This is a genomic window from Comamonas sp. HJ-2, from assembly GCF_053615495.1.
Genome location: NZ_JBSIFD010000033.1, coordinates 24510 through 39509, shown reverse-complemented (window position 1 = coordinate 39509; position 15000 = coordinate 24510). Strand labels below are relative to the sequence as shown.

Here is a 15000-nt window from a genome sequence, read left to right as displayed (position 1 = left end):
AGCGGGTCTTAGGCCCTTGGGGTTCATTCATGCGCCGAGGTTACCAGTGCAATGGGGCTGGTTTGTGCAACAAAGCCGTGTTGATCTGATAATCTGCGCCCAAGCTTTCCGCTTGAGATCTTCATACCTCTTCGAAAATAGCTCCATAGCTTTTTTTCGAATATCAATCGGATCAGGTCTGAAGTCAGACCCTACCCCCTTTGACTGCATTTCGTCTAGCGTCACTCCCAATTTATCTGATGCGTGCTCGAAGATGGCTTCAAACTCAGATGATTGTCGCGCTGCTTCGATAGCCGCGCTAAAGTGATAGTAGGTGTTCTCGATGAAGTTAGCTGGAAGAGCGAGAGTTTTGCAGATATGAGGGTCAAATTCATGACGACTCAAGTTATCTCCCACTTTTAGCCTCTTCAGAATATTGTCCACATCAGCAAATGCTTCCGGGACTTTATTCAAATAGACAATAGCCACCTCAACATCGGTTTTACGTTCCACATCATCAACGAATTGATCTTGATGGAATGACACACTGCCATGCTTCTCGATCAGCTCCACCAAGCGTTTACGCTCGCGCGTGTATGGATTCTTGATGGTCTGAGCATTGATGCACGCACTGATCTCAGCGTCGTAAACCAAATCCCAAGCATGAAGAACATGTTCCGCACCCTGGTTAAAGGGTGGGTTCATGATCACTTGTGTGACGGAGGCCAGAGACTGAACTTCTAAGAAGTCATGTCCTAGAACCGTTACACCCAGCTCGCGCAAGCTCGCATGGTGCTTGATATCGATTTCGACAGCCGATTTCTTTCGGGACGAAGATTTGTATTTGTCGCGCTGGTCATAGGACCAACGACGACGATCAAAGCGCTCTTCCAGGCTTGGATCGAACCAAGGAACTTCAGTGCCTTCCGGCAGTTCCTCGAACCCGTTCTCAGCGTGTCGAAACAACGCACCCTTACCTGCACTGGGATCACACACATGGACGATGGGCCGTTGGAATTGATGCCACAGCAAAGCCGTTGTGTATGCGCCTGTTGGGTAGTACTGAAAATCCATGATCTGCCTCTTGATTGAGAGACAGTCGCCCCATCTGGGGCGAGCTGCCCCAATGGGTGATTAGCTGACGATGAGGTCCATCTGCAGCTGTTGAAATGCAGCCACCTGAGATCCAGGTGTTGCAGCAATGGGCTTAACTTGAATGCTTCGGGTTTGAGCCGTCAGCACATGCTTCCTGCGCACCTTGGCCAAGCCCTTGGTAAGGGTCTGACTGATGGGCTGCAGGAGCTTCTTGCCCTCTTCCTTGAGCCAACGTGCGTCCCCGCCCACAGAATGAGGGAGGCGCATATCAAGCTTCTTTTTGACGTACACGGTGGCATTCCCGTGGACTGACCATCCATCTTTATCGTTCCAGTAGCCCGCTCCGGTAAGAGCGTTCTCGTTGGCCGAGTAAATGACGAAAGTGCTCATGGCTGCTCCAAAACGTGCTGGAGCAGCGCCCTACCGGGTGTGCCCCGGCTGGGTTGATGGAAGACAAAACCCCACACCCTTCAGGGCGTGAGGTCAGTCACATGGCTGCGATTCAGTAAACAGTTCCCGCGATGAGTTCTGCGCCTGGGTAGGCGTCGAGAGCTTCAGCACGAGCTGCTTTCAGATCCGTGGCCATGGTGTAGTGGAAAGTGAGATCGCTCTCACCCTTTTGAAGCAGAGAAACGCAGTACGACTCCTTGACTTCAAAAGCACTAGCCAGCTCGCAACCCCAATCTGCTTCAGCAATAGCTTGAGCGTTGTTGTCTAGAGCGATAGTGATGACGTTTTGCATGTGGGAACTCCGAAATTTTGCGGAGCGCCCCCCTACCGGGGGTGCGACCCCGCTAGGGTTGAAATTGCTGGGTTTCCCCAGCGGCTGAAATGCACTCTTTCGAGCACATAAGGTTGGCCACCTTCAGTCCACGGTAGTCAGCGACTTTTCCATGAGCTTGAAGAGTGTTTTCTGCAAGTCTTCGACCGCATCAATGCAAATGCTCCTTGAGAACAAAGTTGCCGGTGCGTTCGTTTGAATGCCGATACCAATGACATCGATTCCGCTACGTTCGCAGAGGTCGATCACTTCCTTTGTGGCTTGAGAGCTGTTCGGCTCGCCATCCGTAAGGACGATCAACATCTTGCGGTCTTCGCGTGTTTTGCTCAGTTCGTAGGCCGCATACCAAATGGCTTCAGCCATCGGCGTGCCACCAGAGGGTTTCACTGGAAACCTGCCTGTATTGGCCTGAACTGATTGCCCATGCTTCACAGCACAGACAACAGGAGACTCCGAAGAGTTTGAGAAAAAGGTCACTGCAGGATTCACATGGGCAATCGCATCGAGCGCGAGCGCCAATGCAATGCATGCTTCATCTGTGACATCGGCCAGCGAACGCGAGCTGTCGGACCTGGTAGGACGGGTCATGGACCCGCTTTTATCGCCAAGTATGTGGACCGCTGTATTCGGCTTTCGCTTTTCCTGCGGTTTTGCAAACACTCGTGTATCACCCGCGACTACGCGATGCAGTCGATTGATATCCAGGCGTTTGCCACTGCGGGTCGATTGCTTCGCACAACGCAGACTGGCTTGCACCAGGCCGAACAGTTGATTGCGAATTTTCGATGTTGCAGGCCGGACCCGGTTCATCAGCTCAAGGCCTTTGGCCTTGTCATCTGATGCATCAGTTCCCTTGCGAATGGTCTGGTAGGAGGGGATTCCCTCTTCCCGTGCCACTTGTGACAGCTCCTGCTTCAGAGAATTGCGTGCGCGATCCCCATCCACATCCCCAGCGCCAGCTGAGAGAGCTTGCGTAAGTGCATCCAACTTTTCCTTTGCAGTGCGCGAGGCAATACCAGAATCGTTTTCAGCTCCCTGATCGGCACCAGCCATGGATCGTTGACCTTGACCTTGACCTTCACCTGAATCATCACCCTCATTGGATTGGCCTGGGCCTTTCCCCTGTTGGGAGTCTTCTTGTGTCGAGTCTTGCTGGCCATCAGCTTCATCGGAGTCATCGCCTTCGCCGGAGGATTGTTCGTTCGGAACATTCTGAGGCTGTTGGTTTTGATCCTGATTCTGCTGATCCTGCTGTTGCTGCTCTTCTTCCTTTTCCTTCTCTTCCTCGATCATGGAAATGACCTGATCTGCCAGGTAGCAGATATCGGAAGTCGATTCAGCATCCACCACCTTGCGGAGAATGGTGCTTAATCGAGTGATAACGCCTTGTGGGAATGTGCGCTCCAGAACGGGCTGCGCAGTTGCCAGATAAGACGCCATCACAGGTTGACCTACGGCCCTCGCTTGCAGCCAATAGAGGCAGTAACCCACCAGGATCTGAGCTGGATGCTCATCATCTCTAAGATGGGAGTAGTGACCGACCCTTGCCATGTAGTTCGCAACCTCGTTGAGCGTCGTGGCAGTACCTGGGTACAAGTCCATCATCGCCCGCTCGATGCGGCAATCTTCGAAAGCGTTGGTCAGTTCGGCATGCAGACCTGCGCGTCGCGGTGCACTGAAATCAGTGAACCGCACATGCGCGGCTTCATGCGCCATGTAGCCCCACACAACATCCATGTATGGATAATCGTGAGGAACGTTCGGGATAACAATCGTTTTCCCATCCGTATAGGCCACGTCTTGGCCTATACGGACTTTCACACCAAACTTGTCTCCATAAGCAGTTGCCACGATGGGCAATGCGGTATAGATAGTATTTCGGTTCTGTTTGGCCATGGGTCTTCCCTCAAGAGGTATGGGGAACCCAGCCCCAAGGGGCTAGGATTCCCCTTGGGTTAAAAATGATGCGCTTAGGACTGCTTAGAAAAAGCCGTCTTCGTCGTCATCACCAATGGTGGCAAGCTGGAAAGAGGCATCGTTGTTGCTGTTTCCAGCTTCAACTTCTGCTTGCTCCTCCTCAACTCCCACTACAACTGCCTGCTGGCCCTCAGTCTGTGCTTGCGTAACAGAATCAGTAGGGACAAAAGTGGCTTCAACGTCGATAACCACCGAGCCTTGTGCAGGCTCGCTGGCTTCTGACACAGTACCTGCAGGCGCTTCAAGCACTTCTACATCGACACGATGAACCACCTCTGCAGCCTGGGGCTGAATCGATGTCTCTGTGCGTGCGTGCGTGCCAAAGAAGCGGTCGAGGTCGGCAATAAACGCATCAGCTGGATTGCTGGACGCTTGTGCCGGTGCTGGTGCGCTGTCCACGGATGTGAACAGATCACCCTCTGCAGATTGCGGTTGCATCTCGGCAGTTGAAGAGTCGGAGGCGTAGCTTTGATTCTGGGAGGCTGAGGCCTCCAGAGTCGCCGCTTCTGCCTTGACTGAAATCGCTCCGTTGAGATATTGCTCAATTCGCGCCTTGCTGCTCAGGATGAGCATTGTGGCGGTCAGCTGATGGAAAAACGGACCTGTGACATCGCGGCCAACAGCATACGTTTTGTACCCATTCAACGTTTCATTGAGAAGATCGACAAGCGGTTTGATTTTTGAGTTAAGGAACGACAGCCCATCGAGCTTGTCTCGCAGGTTCTGCAAAGTCTGCTTGGTGCCAATGCCGCATTTGTCACGGCCCAGCAAGCGGTCTTCATAGAACTTATCTGCTTCCTCTATCAGTTCGTTGATGAGGTCATCGCCCAGGCCATGAACTTTTTCTTCAAGGCGAGTGCTCAGCTCTGCATCATCAGTAGGCGCGATCTTGAAGATCTGGAAATCGAACCCGAGGCGCTTTTCCACAACGGATTGTGGAAGCGCGCCTGAGCGGATTGCCGTCTCATATTGAGGATTTTCCTTGCACCAGCTATCTATCGCAGCGTTGTAGTTTGCGATGAAAGTGGTGCGCAGTGCATCGAACTCAGTTTGCACTTCGCCCATTTTCTTGCACACCTCATCCATCTTGGTCAATGGAATTGCTACGCCGTCCATGAACTTCATGCCGATGCGCAGCAATGTGCGTCGAGTCTCTGCTTTGACCCGATGAAAGCCTTTCAGCTGTGCGGGATCGCAGATCTTCTTAGTACCCAGTTGGGCAATTTTTTCTGGTGGGATCTCTCCCCCTGCTCCAAGCTTCAGATCGTCAGCGGTCAGGCGAACCTGCCCGCTCCAAATGTCAAAGTCTGCATGTACAACACACAGCTGAGTCAGATGGTTGATCTTGGTGGAATTGGTTTGTGTCATGGTGCTCTCCGAAAAGAGGTGCACCACTCCCCCAAGGGTGTGACACACCCCAAGGGTTGATAAAAAGCTGTTTGTTTTAGGAAGCCAGCTACTTCACACTTTCGCTCCCAGAGGGAACAAAATCTGCTTTTCAGAAGGGGACTCGCTTGCGCGAATCCCCTGCCAAAAAGACTTCCCTAAATGTAAAAGGATTCAACGTCCAATGATAGGTCCTTGACGGGATCTGTGACCCCTTTGTCAACGATCAGGCGTGGTGCCATATCGTTTGTCAAAGTAACCCGGCATCGCTCGGTTGACTTTCGCCGGTAAGAGTCAATCTCCTGTTGAGTCACGCCTGCAGACTTGTCGGCTAGCAGCTTCTCGTAGTCAATTTTCCCTACCTGCACATAGCGCGTCACCATGACACCGCAATAGTCTGCGTGCATGTAATCGCCCATCATGCCCTGCATCGCAGCGCGTGAGGCCGACTGGCGCTCCTTCATCACCTCTAGGCGTTCTTCCAATTCCGAGATCTGTCCCTGCAGCAAGCGGAACTCCTCGGCTTGATACAACCAGTTGGCCATCTCTTCACCCTGGGGGATGTAGAGGTCGCGCGCTGGGTCCTTTTGCGGCTCTCGTCTCTTAACGACCTTATCCCAGAAGATTGGGGCAACGCCCTCTATCTGAGAGATCAGTGCCTGGTCCCGAGGGATGCAGAACACTTCAACTTGGCCATCAAAATAGAAAACCAGCCACCCTCTCTTGGCCCCTGTAACAAGGATCTGATGCTGCACCTGAGGGTAGTAAAACTTGAAAGCCTTACTGTTCTGACGCAACGTTGTGACCTCGATCCAGGTAGCCTCTGATGGGCACTTCATTTCCACAGGTTCACTGTCCTTGTTGAGTCCGTCCAAAGACGCCCTCAGCAAGGGGTTGTGCGAAGCCTGGGCACACATGGGCAGCAAGAGATCATCGAAATAGATCTCTGCAGCAGCTCGGGCAGCAGGCTCCATTGCAAGGCCATGCCTCACGAACGGATTACTGCTCAAATCTCGCTCGACCGCATACCCTGTTTTCTCTGCCCACAAGCGCCATTCGGTCTTGTAGGGAGACTGATCGACCAGCACTGCCGCATCGGTTGCTGTAACGCCGCCTTTACGCCAAGCAAGCCACTCTTCAGAGCCTTGAATCAAGTCAATGAATTTCACATGAACTCCATTCTGTTGAAGGAATAGAGAAACCCCGGAGGATTTCTCCCCACGGGGTTGATAAAACCAGCACCTTAGAAGAAGCTGGATTCAGCTTGAGAATCAAGCCCGCCTGGAGGCAGGACAAGATCGTCAAGTGGTGGCATCACACGTTCTGAGCGTTCCGCCTGACCACTGGCTCTGCGTTGCTGCATCGCTTCATAGTCGTGCTCTGGCTTAGGCATGTGCTCCATCTGCTTGTCATTCAGGAAGGTCCTCGCTCTTTCAAGGTTTTCACCTGTAAAGCGTTGCTCGACGTACTGACGAGCGACATTCCATGTTTGATTCGGCAGTGTGCGATTCAGCAGTTGCTGTAGCAATGGCTCCAGCTGCTCATGCGTCAACTGCAGGGGAGCATTCCCTTGCGTGCTGGCCACATCCTCAGCTGAGCTGGCAGTACGTCGATCATCCTGTGTTTTCACCACCTTGACGGAGGCTCCAACCACATTCGAATCAGCATCGATGATGCGTTCTGCCTCATCCTGGTCAAAGATTCCAGTAAAGCCAAGAGCCAGACGCCCGCACTGAATGAAAGCCTTATGGCGCAGCATCCGTCTAGCGTGCGTTTGCCATGGGCCATTGATTTGATAGGCACCATGCGCCCCATTCCTTTGAGTTGGAGGGCGATAGCACTCATCCATGAATTCACGGACACGGGAGGGAACGGTCCTATCCTTACGGTGTATGACCACTTCGATCCACTCGTGAACTGGAAAATTCACTCCCGTTACTTCAACCTTTGATTCGGAATAAACCACTTCAAAGCCGTCGTACTGAGGGTGCGCGTTGACAATGTTGCTCCAGCCATCGACGCCAACAACAGGAACGATCCCATTGTTTTTGTCTGGGTAGGCGTAAATCTCCTTCAAGAAGGGATTCAAACCGTACTGCTCAGCCACGATCATCAGAGCCATCATTTGCTCATTGGTAGGCTGCGCATGCCCTTCTCTTTGTCTGAAGGCAACAGCCTTCAAGGTATCGAAGAGCTTGTGTGGATCAACCCCAAAACGCGCGCCGAAGCGGCCCATCAGTGTTGATTCATTTTGCGAGCTTTGCTCTTGGGACATAGTGACCTCGATTCAATTTGGGCGCTATGTCCCCCACCGGGAATACAAGCGCCCCGTTGGGTTACAGAAATGGACCTAGTGTTTAACCACCGGCCATGTAGTGAAGACGAGCGAACGGAATGTCGTCGTCAGTTCTTCCTCCCCCACCGCCTTGTCCGCGAATGGGTTGGGAATTGGCAGCTCTGGTGGACCCACCAGCTTGCGATCCCTGTCCACGGCCTTGAGCTGGTGCCGGAGCACGAGCTGAGGGACGAGACGAAGATTGCGACTGTTGGGCATAACCATTGCTTGCATGAGAAGGCGCACGAGCTGGAGCCGCTGCACGTTGGTGTGCGTGGTTCTGCTGAGCTGGAGCACCCCCGGAACTTTGATTCGGGCTGCCCAGCATTTGCATGCTGTCGCAGTGAATCTCAGTGATAAAGCGCTCAACTCCGTTTTCTTGATCGACCCACTTGCGCGTGCGCAGTGTGCCTTCCAAATAAACCTGTGAGCCTTTGTGCAGGTAGTCGCGCGCTATTTCAGCGAGTCGGCCACGCAGCACAATCGAGTGCCATTCTGTGCGCTCCCTAGCCTCTTGCGAGGCCTGGTCGGTCCAGTGTTCTGTCGTGGCAACGGAGAAGTTCGCAAAAAGCTGGCCGCTGCCATTGTTGCCGTTGCGGCAAACTGGATCTTTGCCCAGGTTGCCGACGATGATTACCTTGTTGACTGATGCCATGATGGCCTCCGAATTGGTGAAGCAGAGGCCATCCCCGCCAGGGGGTTGAAGCCCCCATTGGGTTTGGTTAGAAAAAAGCGTCCTCAGTATCGTCACAGGACAGATCCATGAAGTTGAAGATTGGCACTGCAAGCCCAAGAGCCACAGCATCCAATCTCACAACATCCCATGGTATGTCCCACTCCAACATGAGTGGCTTCAAGTCATCCAATACGTGGAACGCATAGGATGTGCCGGAATCGTCACTCAGGGAGATCAGATCCGTTGCAAGGCCTGTTTTGTTGATCTCGCTCTGAAGGAAGAACAAGGCCAACAAGGGCGCGTGATCCCCATTCGGAAGCAACTCACCAGCTCCGTCTCGGTAGACGAAATTGAACGAGTTGCCCGTTAGGGAATTGCCCGAAAGGGAAAGAGTCAAATCGCCAGCGCGTAAGAGCACGCCAACATTCTGTTCATCTCCAATCGGTGACTCGCAGCCCATTTTCAGAGCTGCATTCTTGAGAGCGCTTCTCACAACCTCGATGAACTTGTCCTCAGAGGCTGTGGTAAACACCTTCATGCTCCAACTGATCTTTGGACCAGGGAAGATTTGAGACATGGCGATCTCAAGGCTGGGTGGCCGGGGTATCGTCTTTCCACTGCTCCCCAAAAATGTCCTTGGCCAAGCGAGTTATCGCAGTGGCATCCTCGGGTGTCGCGCGATTGAGCAGTGCCAAATCGAGCGCATATCCCAGAGGGTTAGGAGCACCCTTGAACTTCGTTGAAAGCTTCGCCCAGCGAACCAGCGTGCGCGTTGAGAACGTAATGGCCAGCTGGCCACCTTGTCCGTCCGATCCCATGAAGAGCTTGCGCACATCATCAGCCAGGCGAACCATACCCTCAACAATTTGCTTTGGAAGTTTCGGTGATGCTTTGGTAACTATCGCTTCCTCAACTGCCTTCTCTGGATAAGAGACAACAGTAAATCGATAGCGATCCATGGCCGCGAGGTTCTGCATCTGAACACCTTGATATTGCCCAGACACATCACCAGCGCCACGCGAGTTGCCCGTAACAATCACGCGAAACATGCGGTGAGCCTTGATGATTTCACCGCCATTCATGCCAATGACCAGAGGACGCCCTTCAAGGACATCGTTCAGGCCAGCAAGCTCAGCAGGGTCAATCAGATCCACCTCGTTGATTAGAAGGGCATGCCCTTCTCTCATTGCTATTGCCAGTGGGCCATACATGAATTTCATGGATGGGGTTTCACCAGGCTTTTCAGAGACCAAGGCATGGTGCCCAACCAGGTCACACAATTCCATCTTGCCGTTGCCGGTGACTTGTTGTGTAGGCCAGTTGAGCGTGCCAAGAATTTGCAGGATGCCTGAAGTTTTCCCCGATCCAGTAGGACCAGTAACAAACAGGGCATCCCCGTCAGGAGAGTTGAGAAAGGCCAAAACCTCACGCAGGAACTCACGACGATGCACAAAACCCGCCATGACGGAGGGAATGTAAGCATTGGACATATCCACAAAACCGATGGTTTTCGCGGAATTGCCAATCTCTGGCATGCCAAAGATTGTGCTGGTTTGAAAGCTCGCTGTTTGAGCGATGGGTGTAGACATGGTGGACTCCAATTTCGATTGGGCACACTTCACCCTCACGGGCTGGTGTGCCCGAGGGCTATTAACGTCTTTCAGGGAAACGCCATCCGAGGACAGCGCAATCGGTTCAGTACACAAGGATGCCCTTGCGCTGCCAAGCTGGAGTGTCATAGACACTCCAATCAAAAGCAGGCTCTACTGGAATTGGCTCGGGGAAAGCCATTTCAACGGCACCGCGCGTAACGTGCGATGACAGTTGAATGCAGGATTGAACAGAGGTTTTCACGGATGAAAAAGTCGCGTTCAGGAAAGCCGTCTTATCAAAGGATTGAACCTTCGACAATTGGCTAAGTAGTTCAGCCGTAAGGCCGCGCATACCTTCAACGAAAAGCTTGAGAGCGAAGCCGAGGGCTACGATGATCAAGAGCAGAACGAAGAGGAAGGTGATAGCAGTCATGGTATTGCTCCGGTTTGAGGGGCAATACCCCCATCTGGGAGACATGCCCCAGGTGGGTTGAAAGTGCCGAGAGGCACGTTAAGGAAGCTGTTTGTTTATGGAGGCCAGCTACCTCACTCAAGTTGAAGCCGAGGCTGCAACAAAGAGAGGTTTCAGCTTATCGCAAAAGCCCCGGCTCAATGTTGCTCAGATGGCCCAATATGGGCACGTATCTAGTAAAGCTTTTTGAAGGTCAAGCCATATCGTCAGTGCGTCTATCACAAGGAGCACGACACATGGCGACAGAAGCGAATAGCGGTGCAGTCTCTGCAACCGATAACCCTGCAAAAGAGCAACCGAAGGCGGCCAAGCCCAAGGCAGACACGCCTGCACGCGAGCAACAGCGTGATCCTGTTTCCCGCCCCGTTTTCAAGCAGACCGTCAGCTTGAGGAGCGTCCAGGCTCAGCGAGTCATGGACCGCAGCTTTGCTCGTACAACTCAAGCCTTCTTCTCCACTGAAGTTATCTTGCGTATCCTTGATCGGGGCGACTTCGTGGATGAAGTTAATGACATGATCAATGTGCAATTGCAGCAGTTCCGCGCGGCAATCGCAGACGCCTTGAGCGTCAACAAGGCCAAGGTCAAAGAGGCCGGAATCACTCAGCAACCTGTGTACACCCACGCGCGCGAATTCAATGTGGAGCTGAGCACTCCCCAAAGTGCCCTCTTCCTGGGCCTCGTGATGCAGTTGGATGAACTCGTGTCTTACTTCGACAGCTTGTGGTGGGCCACCGTTATCAAGGGCATGGAGCGCTCCAACGAAACCTACAAGTGGCAGCAAATGATGTTCAAGCTCGCTGGGCGAATCCAGGGCATCGAACAACGCGCGCGCAGGTCGGCCAGCAAGCAGGGCAAAGACGCACTGGTAGACGCAGAAGCACCGCCCAGCACCAGCCAAGATGAAAGCCAACATGCCAACGATGATGTTGCTTTGGCCATGGCTGAAGGACAGGCCGAAACCTCTTCGGAGGCCGTCGCGGCCTAACGGTAAACTTGGTTCTCGAATCTGTGTTTTAGCCCGCTTCGGCGGGCTTTTTTGCGCTCAGAAGCTTGCATTTTCTTGAGCTACCTTACCATTATGGGTAGTTGTTAACAGAGGGGGATTTGACATGAAACTCAATATTCAAACAGCGGCCGCGCTTGCTTTTACTGCGGCCTTATCTGGCTGTGTGACCATGGAGAAGAAACCTGCCGCGTTTGATGATGGTCATTCGCTGGCATACAACATTGCGCGAGCAGGCGGGCTTGAAACAGGCATAAAAGATGCGTCCGCCCCCAAGAATTCCAATACCGGGATGCCCGAGTCCAGCATGTTCAACACTGCTTCCGCAGCCGTGGCATATGCGAATCCAACGGCAGGCTTGTCTAATGCCCAAGGCTTGGGGCTGAATTTAATTGCCAGCGCAATCGCGCCGAACTCGCATGGCGCGCGCAGCAGCATCGTCGCCTGGATGCCTGCTTCTCAAGCAGCTAGCGCAGAAGAAGCTCAATCGAAAATGATTGACATTGTTTCTCAGTCTCTGAATGAGAGCCTGAATAAGCAGAATTTGAAATTTAGCAAGACAAGAAAGAGCGAAAAAGGGACTTCGTTCTTCATTGAAGACAGCAACCTCAATTGCGAATCCATCGACCAAGGCTCCGCAAAAGCTTGTGTGATCTATCTGAATATCTTCAAGCCCAGCAAAACTTCAACACCCGAATTCGTCAAGAATGGAGAGAAGGAGTCTTGGGCGTTCACGTCAAGTCACGGTTTCTATTACAACGCAATGAAAATGGAGATTTCGAGGACGAGCAGCATTAACACATTGGATGTAGTTCAAAATACAAGCGTAACTCTTCCAAGTTGGGTATTTATCTACTCCAGTCCAAACGACACATACATTGATAGGTCAAAGAAAAAGAACAGCATGTATCCTATGATACTGTCAAAAGGCAACGCCTACTACTTTGTGAAGTAGATCCCATAAAAAAGGCCTTGAGGAATAACCTCAAGGCCTTTTTGCTTTTAATGACCGGAGTTTATTTTCCGCTCTGCCTCTTTTCGCTTCTCATCTACGTTAACCCCTTCTAACCGATTCTTGGCTCTTTCAACAGAGTTAACCCTATTTCCGTCATTAAGAATATTCCCAGAACCTGTCAACTTATCCATCGTCAAAGTCTCTGGTGTCGGATAGTGCCCAGTCTCCCCTAGAATACCGAGCCATTCATCCAGGTTGATCTGATCCCAATCAACCTTTCCAATGTCCTCGATCTTCAATCCATCGCAACTAGGTGCCTTTGCTGTACCGAACCCCAGATTCATTTGTCCACGTATTTGCTCATTCATTATTCGTGATAATGGTGAGTTATAGCAGCAGTATGACTCTCTTTTCTCGATACAAGCGCCTAGCACTTTTGTCTTGCAGTACGACCCTACATAATGACAACTCTTTAGCGATCTTTTCGCATTAAGTTCAAACTCTTCTTTTTCGCAAGCCCAGATTAGCTGAATCATCATCATTGATACAACATAGACCGTATAAACAGTCATAACAGTGCTGGCTATATTCCCAACCTGCGCCATCATATTTGCTGCATCAGTTGCAGCCTGCTGACTCAACTCACTTGCAGTGCCTGCGGCAACACCGGCTTCGGCTCCTGCCGATGTCATGCCATTCTGAATTGAGTTCTTTATGACATCCTGTATCGTACTTTTGACTGAATCAATAATCTGGTTATAAACCTCTTTAATAGGCGCTGTAAAAGCATCGACCGAGCCACCAATATTCTCTGCAAACGAAGCAAAGGGCTTTGTAACTTCCTGCCAACCTGAAACCACTGGATCACGCAAGACTTGATATGAGCCTCGCACAACACTCCCAGACTCCAAGTTCATGATGGCCGAGTCAAGCTTGGGCATGGCCATTAGCATAGTGATGTAATCAGCTAGCGAGATATTCTCAGGCTTCTCACAACAATTCTGAATTCCGCCAACCGCAATTTTGCATTGACCAGGCGTACCACTGAACACCTTACAGCCTTCATCCACGTTACCATCACCGCCCTCTTCTCCAGCAGAATCAGAGCACTGCATATCTTGCGCAATAAACTGTGCTGCATTAAGTAAAGCCGCAGCCTTCGCAAAATCACCGTTTTGTTCAGAAGATATATCAAGACACTCAGACCCCATGCATTTAATCGGCCCCGAGCATGAATATTGAGTATTTTTTGTATAGTCGATTACATCAACATCATGGCCACAATCATATGTATCTTCAAAAACATAGCATTTCCCGTTCTCATCCTTGGCTCCATCGAGGCACGAAGTTGAAACAAATCCGCATTTGTTATTATTCTCATACTTGCCGCATGAATTTTGATTTGCGCCATCGTTATGAGGACAATGCTGCACACCTTGCGGGTCTGTCCAGCAATCCATCTGACCAACATTGAAATTACATTGAATTTCAGAAACGGAAGCAGACTGCGTTAACGTTGGAAGACCTTTTATAGGCGATGGAGTCAACGAATTAAAGAATGAATCTCCGGGGCATATACGAACACCTCCAATATCTACACACTCTTGATCGCTTGGCGGACCAACATCAACGCTAATATTCCCAGTACAGAAATTCTGTCCAATTGACTGAGCATCAGCTATGCATGAATCCGATGCCCAGACATCAGGCTTCTGTTTAATCAAACGAAGAGAAAATTTACCGCCAAGAACGAATTTTGTATCACTAGAAGTTGAAGTATCTTGTATCTGAACTTTACCAATCAAGTTGTTGTCGCATGTTGGAAATTCCAAGACTCGATAATGCACAGTTGAGTCAACAGTTCCACCAAGGCCGTGTTCAATCCAGTCCCACGATCCTACTAAGTCGGTCTTGTAGTTATTCGCACCAGTGCAAACATCCTCAAACTTAACTGTTGGAATGTTCATTGAAAAGGCAATCCCGTCTGTTGGATCAAGCGTATGGCCAGTACCATTTTTTAGATCAAACTCTACAGTAAGCCATGTTCTGCCTAGACCTGCTACGAATACATCGGCAACTTGATGCTCAATACCCATTGTATGGGTGATTTTGCATGCACCTGCTGGCTTAACAATCCGCTCGCAGCGCTCATATTCTGGGATATGCTTTTTGCTGTTTTTCTTTATGACCTCGCTCGTACTTGAGCAATCCCCAAAGCTCTTTGTGATTTCATCAATATTGTTGAATGTATCCTTGCTTTGATTCAACATCGGATCATTGGAAAAATCTGGCCGAGATCGATTAGACGCATTAAGCAATATTTTATAAGCGGCACCCGATATAGACGGGTTATCACTCAGAGAGTCTTTATATAGCGACTTGTCAGTTGTGGAGCCAACTTTATCCATATTGTTGGAATCGTTATACACACCTCCCAAGTCGTTGATGCTTGGTGCTGCCCCACCTGGAAAATAGTAGTTTTGCGGCCTAGCGTTTGAGCTGCTTGTCGAAGGATAGAGATCATTAATATTGACACTGCTACCATTCAAGTTCAAAGTGCCATTATTGTTAGAGCTATCCCTGCCTCTGACAGTTTCAGATAATGACTTACCAAAGCTTTGAGCTTCACGGCCTGCATTAGCCAGGCTGTCATTAGTGTTTTTTGTTTGCGCTGATGGGTATATCGGACTAATCGTCATACCAATAACAAGAAGCGCAGAAATCAATCTCTTAAATATCATTATTCGA

The 15000-nt window shown here is 50.9% G+C and carries 14 protein-coding genes; 2 read left to right on the top strand and 12 right to left on the bottom strand.

The annotated features are described in order from the left end of the window. Positions 1–27 precede the first annotated feature (27 nt). The 11 genes from ACWGXF_RS21810 to ACWGXF_RS21760 all read right to left on the bottom strand — a co-directional run bounded on the left by ACWGXF_RS21810 (position 28) and on the right by ACWGXF_RS21760 (position 10254). Positions 28–1053, bottom strand: coding sequence for a DUF4942 domain-containing protein (locus ACWGXF_RS21810; protein ID WP_452102489.1), 1026 nt, complete (start codon positions 1051–1053; stop codon positions 28–30). Positions 1054–1113: 60 nt separating this feature from the next. Further along, the gene (locus ACWGXF_RS21805; protein WP_034389840.1) at positions 1114–1464 is read right to left on the bottom strand and encodes a hypothetical protein; all 351 of its coding nucleotides are present in this window, start codon (positions 1462–1464) and stop codon (positions 1114–1116) included. A 112-nt stretch (positions 1465–1576) separates the two neighbouring features. Further along, a complete protein-coding gene (locus tag ACWGXF_RS21800) occupies positions 1577–1816 on the bottom strand; it encodes a hypothetical protein (RefSeq protein WP_034389842.1) in 240 nt (79 codons plus the stop codon). Between the two features lie 123 nt (positions 1817–1939). Next, positions 1940–3751, bottom strand: a complete 1812-nt coding sequence (locus ACWGXF_RS21795) for a VWA domain-containing protein (RefSeq protein WP_046462828.1) — start codon at positions 3749–3751, stop codon at positions 1940–1942. A gap of 84 nt (positions 3752–3835) precedes the next feature. Then, the gene (locus ACWGXF_RS21790; RefSeq protein WP_131667227.1) at positions 3836–5200 is read right to left on the bottom strand and encodes a DUF3150 domain-containing protein; all 1365 of its coding nucleotides are present in this window, start codon (positions 5198–5200) and stop codon (positions 3836–3838) included. A gap of 176 nt (positions 5201–5376) precedes the next feature. After that, positions 5377–6387 (bottom strand): YqaJ viral recombinase family nuclease, encoded by a 1011-nt coding sequence (locus tag ACWGXF_RS21785; RefSeq protein ID WP_046462829.1) that lies wholly within the window; start codon positions 6385–6387, stop codon positions 5377–5379. 74 nt (positions 6388–6461) lie between these two features. Continuing rightward, positions 6462–7493 carry a phage recombination protein Bet gene (gene bet / locus ACWGXF_RS21780; protein ID WP_046462830.1) on the bottom strand — a complete coding sequence of 344 codons (1032 nt, stop codon included), beginning with the start codon at positions 7491–7493 and terminating at the stop codon, positions 6462–6464. Between the two features lie 82 nt (positions 7494–7575). Beyond that, positions 7576–8208, bottom strand: a complete 633-nt coding sequence (gene ssb / locus ACWGXF_RS21775) for a single-stranded DNA-binding protein (RefSeq protein WP_080944591.1) — start codon at positions 8206–8208, stop codon at positions 7576–7578. 67 nt (positions 8209–8275) lie between these two features. Then, positions 8276–8806, bottom strand: coding sequence for a hypothetical protein (locus ACWGXF_RS21770; RefSeq protein WP_046462832.1), 531 nt, complete (start codon positions 8804–8806; stop codon positions 8276–8278). Positions 8807–8813: 7 nt separating this feature from the next. Then, complete coding sequence (locus tag ACWGXF_RS21765; RefSeq protein WP_113707700.1) at positions 8814–9818, bottom strand: AAA family ATPase; 1005 nt, start codon at positions 9816–9818, stop codon at positions 8814–8816. Between the two features lie 106 nt (positions 9819–9924). Continuing rightward, a complete protein-coding gene (locus tag ACWGXF_RS21760; RefSeq protein WP_034367708.1) occupies positions 9925–10254 on the bottom strand; it encodes a hypothetical protein in 330 nt (109 codons plus the stop codon). Between the two features lie 275 nt (positions 10255–10529). Between ACWGXF_RS21760 and ACWGXF_RS21755 the strand changes: the two genes are divergently transcribed. After that, the gene (locus tag ACWGXF_RS21755; protein WP_131367692.1) at positions 10530–11279 is read left to right on the top strand and encodes a hypothetical protein; all 750 of its coding nucleotides are present in this window, start codon (positions 10530–10532) and stop codon (positions 11277–11279) included. A gap of 124 nt (positions 11280–11403) precedes the next feature. Continuing rightward, the gene (locus tag ACWGXF_RS21750) at positions 11404–12252 is read left to right on the top strand and encodes a hypothetical protein (protein ID WP_046462833.1); all 849 of its coding nucleotides are present in this window, start codon (positions 11404–11406) and stop codon (positions 12250–12252) included. Between the two features lie 47 nt (positions 12253–12299). On the opposite strand, the gene traN is transcribed toward ACWGXF_RS21750, so the two are convergent. Beyond that, positions 12300–14993, bottom strand: coding sequence for a conjugal transfer mating pair stabilization protein TraN (gene traN, locus ACWGXF_RS21745; RefSeq protein WP_452102488.1), 2694 nt, complete (start codon positions 14991–14993; stop codon positions 12300–12302). Positions 14994–15000 lie beyond the last annotated feature (7 nt).